Below are 14,433 nucleotides of genomic sequence, written 5' to 3'. Positions count from 1 at the left end.
GACAGACCCGCCAGCGCCAGGTTGCCGTGCGGCCCGGCCTGCAGCAGCCGGTACAGGTACAACGGCCCGCCGGCCTTGGGGCCGGTGCCCGAAAGGCCCATGCCGCCAAAGGGCTGCACGCCCACCACAGCGCCGATCACGTTGCGGTTCACATAGATGTTGCCGGCCTGCACCTGCTGCGTGACCTGGGCAATGGTTTCGTCGATGCGGCTGTGCACGCCGAACGTGAGGCCGTAGCCGGTCGCGTTGATGGCGGCCAGCACCTCGCCCAGCTGCTCGCGCTGGTAGCGCAGCACATGCAGCACCGGGCCGAACACCTCGCGCTGCAGGCGCGCAATGCCGTCGATCTCGATCATCGTCGGCTGCACGAAATGGCCCTGGCCCGCGCTGTCGTCGCGTGCGATGCGGGTGACGCGCTGGCCGGCGGCCTGCATCGCGGCAATGTGCTGCTCGATCTGCGCGCGCGCGTCCGCGTCGATCACCGGACCGACATCGGTGTGCATGCGGTCGGGGTTGCCCATGACCCATTCGCGCATCGCGTGCCCGATCATCTCGACCACGCGGTCTGCGCCGTCTTCCTGCAGGCACAGCAGGCGCAGCGCCGAGCAGCGCTGGCCGGCCGAATCAAAGCTTGAGGCCAGCACGTCGCCCACCAGCTGCTCGGCCAGCGCCGACGAGTCGGCGACCAGCGCGTTCTGTCCGCCGGTTTCGGCAATCAGCGGAATGGCGCGGCCCTGCGGGCTCAGGCGCTGGGCCAGCGCCTGAGCGATCACGCGCGAGACCTCGGTCGAGCCGGTGAACACGACGCCGGCCACCAGCGGGTGCGCCACCAGCGCCGCGCCCACGCCCTCGCCGCTGCCGGGCACCAGCTGCACCGCGTCGGGTGGCACGCCCGCCACGTGCAGGATCTTCACCATCACGTCGGCCACCAGCGGCGTCTGCTCGGCCGGCTTGGCCAGCGCGCAGTTGCCGCTGGCCAGCGCGGCGGCGACTTGGCCGGTGAAGATCGCCAGCGGAAAATTCCACGGGCTGATGCACAGCACCACGCCGAGCGGGCGGTGCGTGGCGTTGTCAAAGGTCGCATCGACCTGGGCGGCGTAATAGCGCAGGAAGTCCACCGCCTCGCGCACTTCGGCCACCGCGTTGGGCAACGACTTGCCGGCCTCGCGCACGACCAGGCCCACCAGGCTGTGCATGCGCTGCTCGAGCAGGTCGGCCGCACGGCGCAGGCAGGCGGCGCGCTCCTGCGGCGGCGTGCCCTGCCAGATCTGCGCGGCATGGCTGGCGCACTGCACGGCACGCTCGACCTCCTCGGCCGTGGCCGGGCGCACCCAGCCGACCTGGTCGCGCGTATCGGCCGGGTTGCGCACCGGCTGCCAGCCGTCTCCGGCGGCCGCACTGCCCGCCGGGGCAGGCGGGGCGCCCGCCACGCTGGCGGCTGCGGTGTAGAGGCTTTGGGTGCTGCGCAGCAGGCCGGCGGCGAGCGAGGCCAGCTGCTGCTCATGGGCCAGGTTCAGGCCCGCGGAATTGGGGCGCGACTGCGCGCCCAGGTCGGCAAACAGCTGGCGCGGCAGCGCAATGTGGGGGTGCGGCGCGCCCAGCTCACCGGTATCGCGCGCGGTTTGCAGCACCTCGGCCACCGGGTCCACCACCAGCTCGGCGACCGGCACAGCGGGGTCGCCAATGCGGTGTACGAACGAGGTGTTGGCACCGTTTTCGAGCAGCCGGCGCACCAGGTAGGCCAGCAGCGTTGCGTGCGTTCCCACGGGCGCGTAGATGCGACAGGGCCGGCCCAGCTTGCCGGCGGCGACGCTGCCCGTGACCTGCCCATACAGCGGCTCGCCCATGCCGTGCAGGCACTGGAACTCGTACTGGCCGCTGTAGAAATTCTGCCCGGCCAGGTGGTAGATGCTGGCGACGGTCTGCGCGTTGTGGGTCGCAAACTGCGGGTAGACCGCGTCGGGTGCGGCCAGCAGCTTGCGCGCGCAGGCCAGGTACGACACATCGGTGTGCACCTTGCGCGTGAAGACCGGGTAGCCGTCCAGCCCGTCGGTCTGCGCGCGCTTGATTTCGCTGTCCCAGTAGGCGCCCTTGACCAGCCGCACCATCAGCCGGTGTCCGCTGCGCCGCGCCAGGTCGATCAGGTAATCGATCACATAGGGGCAGCGCTTCTGGTAGGCCTGCACCACAAAGCCGATGCCGTTGCAGCCCCTGAGTTCGGGCGCAAAGCACAGGCGCTCGAGCAGGTCGAGCGAGAGTTCGAGCCGGTCGGCCTCTTCGGCGTCGATGTTCAGGCCGATGTCGTAGCCGCGCGCCAGCACCGTGAGGCGCAGCAGGCGCGGCAGCAGTTCGCCCACCACGCGGTCGCGCTGCGCCCGGCTGTAGCGCGGGTGCAGCGCCGAGAGCTTGACCGAAATGCCCGGCCCCTCGTGGATGCCGCGCCCGTGCGATGCCTTGCCAATGGCGTGGATCGCCTGCTCGTACGACGCCAGGTAGCGCTCGGCGTCGCGCTCGGTCAGCGCCGCCTCGCCCAGCATGTCGTACGAATAGCGGAAACCGGCTTTCTCGAACGCGCGGCTGTTGGCCAGCGCCTCGGAAATCGTCTGGCCCGTGACGAACTGCTCGCCCATGAGCTTCATGGCGCGGTGCACGCCCTGGCGGATCAGCGGCTCGCCGCCCTTGCCGATCAGCCGCGTGAGCGACGCGGCCAGGCTGGTCTCGCTGCTGGTCGCGGTCAGCTTGCCGGTCAGCACCAGGCCCCATACGGCGGCATTGACGAACATCGACGGCGAATGGCCCAGGTGGGCCTGCCAGTCGCCGCGGCTGATCTTGTCGCGGATCAGCGCGTCGCGCGTGGCGTTGTCGGGAATGCGCAAGAGCGCCTCGGCCAGGCACATCAGCGCCACGCCTTCCTGGCTGGAGAGCGAAAACTCCTGCACCAGCGCTTCGACGCCGCCGCTGTCCTTCTTGTCCCGCAGGCCCTGCACCAGGCGGGTGGCCAGCGCCTCGGTGGCGGCGCGCTGCGCGGCGTCCTGCGTATGCGCCAGTTGCACCAGCATCGGCAGGCATTCGGCTTCGGACCGGTGCCAGGCCGCGGTGATGGCGGCGCGCAGGTCGCTTTGCGGCAGCACGCTTTGCGCCCAGTCGAGGAAGGGCTGGGGCGCGTTGGGCAGGGGCGGCACCTGCTCCGATTCATCACTGGCCACCGGCGCGCCCTCAGGGATTGCGCCTTCCGCACTGCCGGGCAGCGGCAGGCCGCGCTCCAGGCTCTCGACATAGTGCAGCACCGCCTGCTTGATGAGCCAGTGCGGTGTCCGGCCCTGCCGGGCCGCGGCCTCGCGGATGCGGCTGCGCAGCGCCTCGTCGACCTTGAGCCCCAGCGTGACGGTAGCCATGGGTTTCACCTTTTCCGAGCATGGGTTGCACCGAATTTTAGAAAAGGCGCAACCCACACTCTCTTGGTGGTAACCCTGGCATTTCGGCACCAGCGCAGCGCCGCCGGACTGCGTTTACGGCCTGAGAAACAACCGCCCGCGGGCGCGCATGCCGCGGGGCCGCCCATAAAAAAATCCCTCGGTGTGACAGAGGGCCGGGGGCACCGCGGGGCCGTTGGGCAGAGGCCTGTTCCGATCTCCCAGCGCCCTGGGGCGTGCAGTGGCAGGGCTCAGACGTTGAACAGGAAGTTCAGCACGTCCCCGTCCTTGACCACGTATTCCTTGCCTTCGGCGCGCATCTTGCCGGCATCCTTGGCGCCCTGTTCGCCCTTGTAGTGGATGAAGTCGTCGAATGCGATGGTCTGCGCGCGGATGAAGCCGCGCTCGAAGTCGCCATGGATCACGCCCGCGGCCTGCGGCGCCGTGTCGCCAATGTGGATCGTCCAGGCGCGCACTTCCTTGACGCCGGCGGTGAAGTAGGTCTGCAGGCCCAGCAGCTTGTAGGCCGCACGGATCAGGCGGTCCAGGCCCGGCTCGCTCTGGCCGATTTCGGCGAGGAACATCTTCTTGTCTTCGTCGTCCATCTCGCTCAGTTCGGCCTCGATCTTGGCGCAGATGGCCACCACGGGCGCGCCCTGCTTGTCCGCGTATTCGCGCAGGCGATCGAGAAACGGGTTGTTCTCAAAGCCGTCTTCCGCGACGTTGGCGACAAACATGGCAGGCTTGGCGGTGATGAGCGAAAACTGCTTCACCAGCGGCTGGTCTTCCTTGCTGAACTCGAGCGCGCGCACGGGCGTGTTCTCGTTCAGGGCCGCCTGGCACTTCTCGAGCAAGGCCACCAGCTTAATGGCGTCCTTGTCGCCCGAGCGCGCGGTCTTAGTGTGGCGGTGCAGCGCCTTTTCGACGGTGCCGAGGTCGGCCAGGCACAGCTCGGTCTGGATGACCTCGATGTCCGAAATGGGATCGACGCGCCCGGCGACGTGGATCACGTTTTCGTCTTCAAAGCAGCGCACCACGTTCACGGTGGCATCGGTTTCGCGGATGTGGGCCAGGAACTTGTTGCCCAGGCCCTCGCCCGTGCTGGCCCCGGCCACCAGGCCGGCAATGTCGACGAACTCGACGATCGCGGGCACGATGCGTTCGGGCGTGATGATGTCGGCCAGTTGCTGCAGGCGCGGATCGGGCACCTCGACCACGCCCGTGTTGGGCTCGATGGTGCAGAAGGGGTAGTTCTCGGCGGCGATGCCGGCCTTGGTCAGCGCGTTGAAGAGGGTGGACTTGCCCACGTTGGGCAGGCCCACGATGCCGCATTGGAGGCTCATGGCAGGGCTTTCTGGGTTTCGGGAGACAAACCCGCAATTTTAAGGCCGACCGTGCAAACCCCTGCTTACGCTCATCCGAAGCGGTAATGGGCGCCCAGCGGCTGGCCCACGCACAGCACCTGGCCTGCGCCGCGGCGCACGATGGCGTTCATGCCGAAGGTGATCGCGCCGCCCATGCGCGCGTCCTGGCGGTAGCGGCGCAGCGCGTCGCCCACCTGGGTGCCGCGCTCGGCGCTGGCCGGGTCGATGTCGGGGATGGGGCAGCGCACGCAGGGCTTGACGGGCTGCAGTTGCACTGCGCCGCCCGCGCCGGTATCGATGTGCAGCAGGTCCACCCGGTCCTCGTCGTGCGCTTCGACGCCGCCGAGCACCAGGTTGGGCCGGAAGCGTTCCATGCCCACGGCCCCCTGCCCGGCCGCCGCCAGCTGCGCGTTCAGCGCGTCCAGCCCCGCCGTGCTGGCCACCAGCAGCGGAAAGCCGTCGGCAAACTGGTTCGGCGCCTCGGCGCCGCCGGTCCATTCCAGGCTTGAGAGGCGGCGCTGCGCCGGGTCAAAGCGCACCAGACGGCAGGGCTGACCGAGAAAGCCGCTGAACCACTGCGCGGCGGCGTCGCCCATGTCCCAGGCGGCCACCGTATCGTTCCAGACGCGCACGGCGGCGGTGAGCCCGGTGGCGGCGAGCGGCACCTTGAGCGGCGCCTGGCCCGGCGCGTGCAGCACCAGGTCGGCGGCGGTCATCTGCGGGCGCACCAGGGCCATGCGCGGCAGGGCCCGCTGCGTCAGAAACGCGCCCTGGGCATCCACCACCATCCAGGCCCGGTCCCACTCCAGTCCGGTGTCGGTCAGCAGCGCCTGCTGCACCTCGATGCCGGCGCAGGACTTGACGGGATGGATGAACAGGCGGGCCACGGTGCCGGCCAGGTCGAAATCGGCGGGGAAAGACACGGCGCACACCTCCTGCGGGTAAATCACTGAGAGAGCGATTCTCGCCGCCCCCCGCGGCGCAGACCCGCCTTCTACAATCGCCGCATGCCGCAAACCTTTGATATCTGTATCCGCGGGGCCGGCGTCGTGGGCCGCACCCTGGCCCTGCTGTTGGCGCGCGAGCGGCTGCGCGTGGCGCTGGTGGCGGGCCCTGCACCGGTGGCCTCGGACGTCCGCGCCTACGCCCTCAATGCCGCCTCGCGCCAGCTGCTCGAATCGCTGCGCAGCTGGCCCGACGCAGCGCACGCCACGGCCGTGGCGCGCATGCAGGTGCACGGCGACCAGGGCGGCGAGGTCCGTTTTGACGCTGCCGCCCAGGGCGTGCCTGCGCTGGCCTGGATCGTCGACGTGCCCGCGCTCGAAGCGCGCCTGGCCGATGCGGTGCGCTTTCAGTCCCACATCGAACTGCTCGAAGCACCCGTGCCGGCGGCCCTCACGGTCGTGTGTGAAGGCCGCGCGAGCCGCACGCGCGCCGAGTTCGGCGTCGAGTTCGACGCCACGCCCTACCCGCAGCACGCCATCGCGACGCGCCTGGTCTGCGAATTGCCGCACGGGCAGACCGCGCGGCAGTGGTTCTCGCACGACAGCATCCTGGCTTTCCTGCCGCTGGGCGGCGCCGACGGGAACGCTGTCGCCGTGGTGTGGTCGGTCCCTGCCGAGCAGGTCCCCGGCCTGCTGGCGCTGGACGCGCACGCCTTTGAAGAGCGCCTGTACGCCGCCAGCCTGGGGGCACTGGGCAGCGTGCGCCTGGGCAGCGAGCGCGCCACCTGGCCGCTGCAGCTGGCGCAAGCGCGCCACTGGTGCGGCACCGCCCCCTCCACCGGCAGCTGGGTGCTGGCCGGCGACGCGGCGCACAACGTGCACCCGCTGGCCGGGCAAGGGCTGAACCTGGGCCTGGGCGATGCCCAGGCCCTCGCGCAGGTGCTGGGCGCGCGCGAGGGCTGGCGCAGCGTGGGCGACCTGCGCCTGCTGCGCCGCTACGAGCGCCAGCGCAAGGCCGAGATTTTGCCCATGGGGCTGGCGACCGATGGCTTGCAGCAGCTGTTTGCGCGCCCCGAAGGGGCCTGGCAGATGCTGCGCAACGGGGGGATGAAGCGTTTTGAACACAGCGGCCCGCTGAAGAACTGGATTGCGCGCCGCGCCATGGGTTCGCACTGAACTCTTCTGTACGGATACCCACCAATACCCATGACATTGATCCCCACCCTGCTGGCTGCGGCCGCCTTCGCCCTGTCCCTCAACGCCTCTGCCCAGGAAAGCACGATCCGCAAGACCCTGGCCGAGCGCATTCCGCAGCTCGAAAAAATCGATGAAGTGCGCAGCACGCCGATGTCCGGGCTCTACGAAGTGCGCGTGGGCACCGACCTGTTCTACACCGATGCCAAGGGCAACTTCCTGATCCAGGGCGAGCTGATCGACACCAAGGCGCGCCGCAACCTGACCGAGGACCGCATCACCAAGCTCAGCGCCGTCGACTTCAGCGCGCTGCCGCTCAAGGACGCCTTCGTCACCGTGCGCGGCAACGGCAAGCGCAAGCTGGTGGTGTTCGCGGACCCCAATTGCGGCTACTGCAAGCGCTTCGAGCGCGACCTGCAGAAGGTGGACAACGTCACCATCCACACCTTCCTCTACCCGATCCTGAGCCCCGACTCGGCCGAGAAGTCGCGCAACATCTGGTGCGCCAAGGACCGCTCCACCATCTGGGACGACTGGATGCTGCGCGACAAGGCGCCGGCTGCCGCGAGCTGCGACACCGCGGCGCTGCAGCGCAACCTGGCCTTTGGCAAGAAGCACAAGATCACCGGCACGCCGACGCTGATCTTTGCCGACGGCGGCCGCGTGCCCGGCGCCATCGGCCTGCCGGAACTCGAAAAGCGCCTGGCCGATGCCAGCGCATCCGCGCCCTGAGCGCCCGGGCCCGGCACGCCGTGCCGGGCACCGCCTTTCCTTTCACCCCGCGCTGTCCAGCGCCCCTGCCGGTTCTGCCATGCCCGCACCAAAAAACACTCATGCCGCCGTCCACTACCGCGTGGAAGCGGCCGACCTGCATGCCCACCTGTTCCACGTCACGCTGACCCTGGCGCGGCCCGAGGCGCTGCAGGAGCTGTCGCTGCCGGTGTGGATTCCAGGCAGCTACCTGGTGCGCGAGTTCGCCAAGAACCTGCAGCAGTTGCGCGCGCGCCAGGGCCGCCGCGCCCTGCCCATCCAGCAGCGCGACAAGCAGCGCTGGCAAGTCGCCTGCGACAGCACCGAGCCTCTGGTGGTGGAGTACGCGGTCTATGCCAACGACGCCTCGGTGCGCACCGCCAGCCTCAATGCCACGCGCGGCTTCTTCAACGCCACCAGCCTGTGCCTGCGCTCTGAGGGCCAGGCCGACCAGCCGTGCACGCTGGACATCGTTGCTCCTGAAAATATAGCTACCAGCGCACAGTGGCATTGCGTCACAGGCCTTTTTGGCTTGGAAACCGATGCCCAGGGCTTTGGCCTGTACCGGGCCGCCGACTACGACGAGCTGGTGGACTGCCCGGTCGAGATGGGGGCTTTCTGGAGCGCGCGCTTCCACGCCGGCGGCGTGCCGCACCGCATCGTCGTGGCTGGCGCCGCGCCGTCGTTTGATGGCCAACGCCTGGTGGCCGACACGCGCAAGATCTGCGAAGCCACCATCGCCTTCTGGCACGGCAAGGGCAAGCCGCCGTTCAAGAGCTACCTGTTCCTGCTCAACGCCGTGCACGACGGCTACGGCGGCCTGGAGCACCGCAACTCCACGGCGCTGATCTGCGCGCGCGCCGACCTGCCGCGCACCAGCGCGCCGCACACCGGCGAGGGCTACAGCATGCTGCTGGGCCTCATCAGCCACGAGTACTTCCACACCTGGAACGTCAAGCGCCTGCGCCCGTCCGAGTTCCGGCACTACGACTACACGCAGGAAAACTACACCGAGCTGCTGTGGTTCTTCGAAGGCTTCACGAGCTACTACGACGACCTGCTGCTGCGCCGCGCCGGCCTGATCGACGACGCCACCTACCTCAAGCTGCTGACCAAGACCTCGCACCAGGTGCTGCAGGCGCCGGGCCGCCAGGTGCAGACCGTGGCCCAGGCCAGCTTCGACGCCTGGGTCAAGTACTACCGCCCGGACGAGAACACGCCCAACGCCACCATCAGCTACTACACCAAGGGTGCGCTGGTGGCGCTGTGCCTGGACCTTACGCTGCGCCGCGAAGGCGCCACCACGCTCGACGATGTGATGCGCGCGCTCTGGCAGCGCTGCGCCGGCGGCCCCATGGCCGAGAGCGACCTGCGCGCCGTGCTGCAGCAGCTGGCCGGCCGCGCGTTCGATGCCGAGCTCGACGCCTGGGTGCACAGCACCGCCGAGCTGCCGCTGGCCGAGCTGCTGGCCGCGCACGGCATCGCGCTCCAAGCCGAAGTGCCGCAGCCGGCCCAGCGCCTGGGCCTGCGCGTGGCCGAGAACAGCGCCGTGCAGATCAAGGCCGTGCTGCGCGGCGGCCTGGCCGAGCGTGCCGGCATGGCGGCGGGCGACGAATGGCTGGGCATCGAGGTGCAGGGCCAGGGCTGGCGCATCGCCAAGCTGAGCGACATCGCGCTGTACGCCGGCGCAGAAAAACAGGTCACTGCGCTGGTCGCGCGCGACGCGCGCCTGCTGCGCCTGCCGCTGCAGCTGGAGCCCGCGGCAGCGCCCCGCCGCGGCGGCAAGGCGGCTGTGCCCGCGGACGACACGGTGTCGCTCGGCGTGGCCGACCGCGCCCTGGCGACGCGCTGGCTGGCCGGATCCGCGCCGGTATAGTGGCTGGCTTGGAACAACAACGACTGGAGATCCCCGTGGCCTACGCAATGATTGAAGTGCGCACCGAAGCCGAGAAGGTCGGCATCATCACGCTCAACCGCCCCAAGCAGCTCAATGCGCTCAACGACCAGCTCATGGACGAGTTGGGGCACGCGCTCCAGGCCTTCGACGCCGACGAAAAGATCGGCTGCATGGTCATCACGGGCAGCGAAAAGGCCTTTGCCGCCGGCGCCGACATCGGCGCCATGGCCCAGTACAGCTTTGCCGACGTCTACAAGGGCGACTACATCGGCCGCAACTGGGAGCAGATCCGCGCCATCCGCAAGCCCGTGATCGCCGCCGTCAGCGGCTTCGCCCTGGGCGGCGGCTGCGAGCTGGCCATGATGTGCGACTTCATCATCGCCGCCGACAACGCCAAGTTCGGCCAGCCCGAGATCAAGCTGGGCGTGATTCCCGGCGCCGGCGGCACGCAGCGCCTGCCGCGCGCCGTCGGCAAGGCCAAGGCCATGGACCTGGCGCTCACGGGCCGCATGATGGACGCGCAGGAGGCCGAACGCGCCGGCCTGGTCAGCCGCGTCGTGCCCCTCGCCCAGCTGCAGGAAGAAGCGCTGGGCGCTGCGCTGCAGATCAGCGACTTCTCGCAGATCGCCGTCATGGCGGCCAAGGAGTCGGTCAACCGCGCTTTCGAGAGCGGCCTGTCGGACGGCGTGATGTTCGAGCGCCGCCTGTTCCATGCGCTGTTCGCCACCAGCGACCAGAAGGAAGGCATGGACGCCTTCATGAACAAGCGCAAAGCCACGTTCACGCACCAATAAAATTGGGCTATAATTTTTGCCTGCGGTGATATAGCTCAGTTGGTTAGAGCGCAGCATTCATAATGCTGATGTCGGTGGTTCAAATCCACCTATCACCACCACATTGAAAGCCTGCATGGGTCCCCATTGCAGGCTTTTTCTTTGGCTCCGTAAAATCGGACTCTTTTCTTCTACAGCCTCTGGATACACACCATGAACCGCTGCACGCTCCTGATTCGCCCCCCACTACGGCCCAGCCTCCTGGCGGCCCTTTTCGCCGTGGGAGTCTTCTGCGCTGCCCCCGCCCCGGCCCAGGTGCCTGCGGCGCTGGGCAGCGTGCGCAACTTCCCCGAGGCGGCGCTGCGTGGCACCCTGGTCGTGTCCGGCATGTACGACGCGCAGCTCGACGGCAAGGCGATCCGCATGGCGCCCGGCGTGCGGATCTTCAGCCCGCAGAACACGCTGGTGCAGGCGCACACGGTGATCGGCACGTCGTTCACGGTGAACTACGTCAAGGAAAACAGCACCGGCATGCTGCTGACGGCCTGGATCCTGAGCAAGGGCGAGGCCGAGCACAAACGCAAGGGCGGCGAGGCCGAACGCAATTTCGTGTTCGGTTCCGACGCCGCCAGCCCGCGCTGAACGGCTCCTGCGCCCCCACACCGCGCGCCAGGCCCTGGCGACCGGCCACACACCTCCACCTGCGCCGCGCACGCCCTCCAGGCCGTTGCCGGCCCCATCGACCATGACCAAAAAAGTATTCATCAAGACCTTCGGCTGCCAGATGAACGAGTACGACTCGGACAAGATGGCCGACGTGCTGCACGCCGCCGAGGGCTACGAGCCGACGCAGAACGTTGACGAAGCCGACCTGATCCTGTTCAACACCTGCTCGGTGCGCGAGAAGGCGCAGGAGAAGGTCTTCAGCGACCTGGGCCGCATCAAGCACCTCAAGGCCAAGGGCGTGAAGATCGGCGTCGGCGGCTGCGTGGCCAGCCAGGAAGGCGCCGAGATCATCAAGCGCGCACCGTATGTGGACGTGGTCTTCGGCCCGCAGACGCTGCACCGCCTGCCGCAGCTGCTGGCGCAGCAGGCGCTGCAGGGGCGCTCGCAGGTCGACATCAGCTTCCCCGAGATCGAGAAGTTCGACCACCTGCCGCCGGCGCGCGTCGAGGGCGCCTCGGCCTTTGTCTCGATCATGGAAGGCTGCAGCAAATACTGCAGCTACTGCGTCGTGCCGTACACGCGCGGCGAAGAGGTCAGCCGCCCGTTCGACGACGTGCTGGTCGAAGTGGCGGGCCTGGCCGACCAGGGTGTCAAAGAGGTCACGCTGCTGGGCCAGAACGTCAACGCCTACCTGGGCAAGATGGGCGAGACGGCAGAAATCGCTGATTTCGCGCTGCTGCTCGAATACGTCTGCGAGATTCCCGGCATCGAGCGCGTGCGCTACACCACCAGCCACCCGAACGAGTTCACGCCGCGGCTGATCGAGGCCTACGCCCAGCTGCCGAAGCTGGCGAGCCACCTGCATCTGCCGGTGCAGCACGGCTCAGACCGCATCCTGATGGCGATGAAGCGCGGCTACACCGCCATGGAATACAAGAGCACGGTGCGCAAGCTGCGCGCCATCCGCCCCGACCTGGCGATGAGCAGCGACTTCATCGTCGGCTTCCCCGGCGAGACCGAGGAAGACTTCCAGAAGATGATGAAGCTCATTGCCGACATCCACTTCGACAACTCGTTCAGCTTCATCTTCAGCCCGCGCCCCGGCACGCCGGCCGCCAACCTGCACGACGACACGCCGCACGAGGTCAAGCTGCGCCGCCTGCAGGAACTGCAGGCCGCCATCAACGCCAACATCAAAAGCATCAGCGAAAGCCGCCTGGGCACGGTGCAGCGCATCCTGGTCGAAGGGGCGTCCAAGCGCGATGCGACCGAGCTGATGGGCCGCACCGAGTGCAACCGCGTCGTCAACTTCGTCGGCCAGCCGCGCCTGGTGGGCCAGATGGTGGACGTGGTCATCACCGAGGCCAAGGCCTACACGCTGCGCGGCGAGGTGCGCCAGGTGGCCTGAGAGCTGACTATTTTTTTAATAGCTACAAACGCTTTCTGCATCAGCATTTGAGGCCAATTTGGATGAAAAATTCGCCGGCGGATCCGCATGGCGTGACAGCCGCCCGCCCCCAGCGGCGCCGTGGCGCTCCAAGCGCGGGCGCACAGATGCTTACACCCTAGGGATCAGCTAACCGGTTGATTCCCAAGCGCTTTTCGGCGATGGCACACGGTTTGCCACACGAAGTGCATGGTGTCCGTGCTCTCCCGTTTTCGCGTGCAGCCGCGTGCGCCCGCGCTGGCCCAGCGCTGGCGGCTGCTGTGCGCCGCCCTGCTGTGGGCTGCGGCCAGCGCGCCGGCCCTGGCCTTTGACCTCGACAGCGTCACGCAGCTGGCGCGCGGCCGCGCGCAGCACCCGTACCGGGCGGCCAGCGCGGCGCTGCCGCGCGCGCTGGCGGCGCTCGACTACGACCAGCTGCGTGACGTGCGCTGGAAACCCGAGCGCGCGCTCTGGCGGAGCGCGCAGCTGCCGTTCGAGGCCATGTTTTTCCACCTCGGGCGGACCCAGAGCGCGCCGGTGCAGATCCACGAGGTCACCCCCAGCGGTACGCGGCGCCTGGCCTATGCGCCCGCCGACTTCGACTACGGCAAGAACCGCGTCACCCCGGGCGCCTGGGGGGACCTCGGCTTTGCCGGCTTTCGGCTGCACTACCCCCTGAATTCGCCGCAGTACAAGGACGAGCTGGTGGTCTTCCAGGGGGCCAGCTATTTCCGCGCGCTCGGCGCCGGCCAGCAGTACGGCCTGTCGGCGCGCGGCCTGGCGATCGACACCGCGGGCGGCGCGCAGGAGGAGTTTCCGCGCTTCACCGAGTTCTGGCTGGTGCGCCCGGCGCCGGACGCCAGCGTTGCCACGGTCTACGCCCTGCTCGACTCGCCGCGCGCCACAGGGGCCTACCGCTTCGACATCCGGCCCGGTGCGCAGACCGTCACCACCGTGCATGCGCGCGTGTTCCTGCGCGCGCCGGGCACCGGCAAGCCGATCGCGACACTGGGCATCGCACCGCTCACGAGCATGTTCCTCTTTGGCGAGAACCAGCCCAGTCCGAGCGACTTCCGGCCCGAGGTGCACGACTCCGACGGGCTGATGATCGCCACCGGCGAGGGCGAATGGCTCTGGCGGCCACTGCAAAACCCCCTGCGCGCGCTGACCACGTCCTTTGCCACCACCGCCCCGCGCGGCTTCGGGCTGATGCAGCGCGACCGCCAGTGGTCGAGCTACGAAGACGCGGAGGCGCGCTACGAGCGCCGCCCGAGCGCCTGGGTGCGGCCGCTGGGCGACTGGGGCGCAGGGCGCATCGAGCTGGTGCAGTTGCACACCCCCGACGAAACCCACGACAACATCGTGGCGTACTGGGTGCCGGCGCAGCTGCCGGCGCCGGGCCAGGCGCTCGAATTCGCCTACGAACTGAGCTGGCAGGGCCAGGTCCAGCAGCGCCCGCCCGGCGCCTGGGTGGTGCAGTCGCGCCGGGGCCTGGGCTACTCCCGGCAAACCCAGGCCGACGCACCGCAGCAGGTGCAGTACGTCGTCGACTTCGACGGCCCGGCGCTGGCCGGGCTGTCCGACCGGGCGCGCGTACAGGCGGTCGTCAGCAGCGACGCCAACGCACGCGTGCTCGAGCGCCTGGTCTACCGCAACCCGGCCAATGGGCAGTGGCGCATGACGCTGCGCGTGCAGCAAATCGACCGGGCGCGCCCGGCCGAGCTGCGCGCATTCCTTGAACACGACAACCACGCAGTGAGCGAAACATGGACGCACATCGTTCTTCCCGAGTGAACCGCCGCTCGGCCGTCTCCCCGGCGCGCGGCGCACCGGTTCCCGCGCCCGCCGTGGGGGCGCGGCGCGGCGCGGCGCACGACCGCCCTGCCCCCTCGGGTCTCAGTCCGGTGCGCGCGGAACGCCACCCCAATTCGCTCACCACGCCTCCGCTGCACCGCGGCCCGATGGCGCCGGTGCCGTGGCGCGGCTTCTGGAACAGCCTCGGCACC

The 14,433-nt window shown here is 69.0% G+C and carries 10 protein-coding genes, 1 tRNA gene and 1 pseudogene; 9 read left to right on the top strand and 3 right to left on the bottom strand.

The window, feature by feature from the left end:
* The 3 genes from putA to B2J89_RS19240 form a co-directional block, all read right to left on the bottom strand.
* Positions 1 to 3,395: trifunctional transcriptional regulator/proline dehydrogenase/L-glutamate gamma-semialdehyde dehydrogenase (putA, locus tag B2J89_RS19250; RefSeq protein WP_169170522.1), on the bottom strand; the 3,395-nt coding region annotated here is incomplete at its 3' end.
* Positions 3,396 to 3,664: 269 nt separating this feature from the next.
* Positions 3,665 to 4,756: a redox-regulated ATPase YchF gene (ychF, locus tag B2J89_RS19245; RefSeq protein ID WP_169170521.1), complete on the bottom strand. Its 1,092-nt coding sequence runs from the start codon at positions 4,754 to 4,756 to the stop codon at positions 3,665 to 3,667.
* Positions 4,757 to 4,827: 71 nt separating this feature from the next.
* A complete protein-coding gene (locus B2J89_RS19240; protein WP_169170520.1) occupies positions 4,828 to 5,700 on the bottom strand; it encodes an MOSC N-terminal beta barrel domain-containing protein in 873 nt (290 codons plus the stop codon).
* A gap of 84 nt (positions 5,701 to 5,784) precedes the next feature.
* Between B2J89_RS19240 and B2J89_RS19235 the strand changes: the two genes are divergently transcribed.
* The 9 genes and pseudogenes from B2J89_RS19235 to B2J89_RS19195 all read left to right on the top strand — a co-directional run.
* Positions 5,785 to 6,897, top strand: coding sequence for an FAD-dependent monooxygenase (locus tag B2J89_RS19235; RefSeq protein WP_169170519.1), 1,113 nt, complete (start codon positions 5,785 to 5,787; stop codon positions 6,895 to 6,897).
* A 30-nt stretch (positions 6,898 to 6,927) separates the two neighbouring features.
* A complete protein-coding gene (locus tag B2J89_RS19230) occupies positions 6,928 to 7,647 on the top strand; it encodes a DsbC family protein (protein ID WP_169170518.1) in 720 nt (239 codons plus the stop codon).
* A 79-nt stretch (positions 7,648 to 7,726) separates the two neighbouring features.
* The gene (locus B2J89_RS19225; RefSeq protein WP_169170517.1) at positions 7,727 to 9,541 is read left to right on the top strand and encodes a M61 family metallopeptidase; all 1,815 of its coding nucleotides are present in this window, start codon (positions 7,727 to 7,729) and stop codon (positions 9,539 to 9,541) included.
* A 35-nt stretch (positions 9,542 to 9,576) separates the two neighbouring features.
* Positions 9,577 to 10,356, top strand: a complete 780-nt coding sequence (locus B2J89_RS19220; protein WP_169170516.1) for an enoyl-CoA hydratase — start codon at positions 9,577 to 9,579, stop codon at positions 10,354 to 10,356.
* A 24-nt stretch (positions 10,357 to 10,380) separates the two neighbouring features.
* A tRNA-Met gene (locus tag B2J89_RS19215) sits at positions 10,381 to 10,457 on the top strand.
* Positions 10,458 to 10,548: 91 nt separating this feature from the next.
* Positions 10,549 to 10,977 (top strand): hypothetical protein, encoded by a 429-nt coding sequence (locus B2J89_RS19210; RefSeq protein WP_240965091.1) that lies wholly within the window; start codon positions 10,549 to 10,551, stop codon positions 10,975 to 10,977.
* 103 nt (positions 10,978 to 11,080) lie between these two features.
* Positions 11,081 to 12,409 (top strand): tRNA (N6-isopentenyl adenosine(37)-C2)-methylthiotransferase MiaB, encoded by a 1,329-nt coding sequence (gene miaB / locus B2J89_RS19205; RefSeq protein WP_169170515.1) that lies wholly within the window; start codon positions 11,081 to 11,083, stop codon positions 12,407 to 12,409.
* Between the two features lie 228 nt (positions 12,410 to 12,637).
* Positions 12,638 to 14,221 carry a glucan biosynthesis protein G gene (locus B2J89_RS19200; protein ID WP_169170514.1) on the top strand — a complete coding sequence of 528 codons (1,584 nt, stop codon included), beginning with the start codon at positions 12,638 to 12,640 and terminating at the stop codon, positions 14,219 to 14,221.
* Positions 14,194 to 14,433: pseudogene (locus tag B2J89_RS19195) on the top strand (glucans biosynthesis glucosyltransferase MdoH); the annotation flags it as partial. The gene B2J89_RS19200 and the pseudogene B2J89_RS19195, both read left to right, overlap by 28 nt.

It is taken from the genome of Acidovorax sp. SRB_24 (genome assembly GCF_012931925.1).
This window is presented reverse-complemented; position numbering and strand designations above follow the sequence as displayed.

Bases quoted from the DNA above. Each gene is read 5' to 3' on its own strand.
- B2J89_RS19235 (WP_169170519.1), top strand. From the start codon at position 5,785: ATGCCGCAAACCTTTGATATCTGTATCCGCGGGGCCGGCGTCGTGGGC.
- B2J89_RS19225 (WP_169170517.1), top strand. From the start codon at position 7,727: ATGCCCGCACCAAAAAACACTCATGCCGCCGTCCACTACCGCGTGGAA.
- B2J89_RS19230 (WP_169170518.1), top strand. From the start codon at position 6,928: ATGACATTGATCCCCACCCTGCTGGCTGCGGCCGCCTTCGCCCTGTCC.
- B2J89_RS19210 (WP_240965091.1), top strand. From the start codon at position 10,549: ATGAACCGCTGCACGCTCCTGATTCGCCCCCCACTACGGCCCAGCCTC.
- miaB (WP_169170515.1), top strand. From the start codon at position 11,081: ATGACCAAAAAAGTATTCATCAAGACCTTCGGCTGCCAGATGAACGAG.
- ychF (WP_169170521.1), bottom strand. From the start codon at position 4,756: ATGAGCCTCCAATGCGGCATCGTGGGCCTGCCCAACGTGGGCAAGTCC.
- B2J89_RS19200 (WP_169170514.1), top strand. From the start codon at position 12,638: ATGGTGTCCGTGCTCTCCCGTTTTCGCGTGCAGCCGCGTGCGCCCGCG.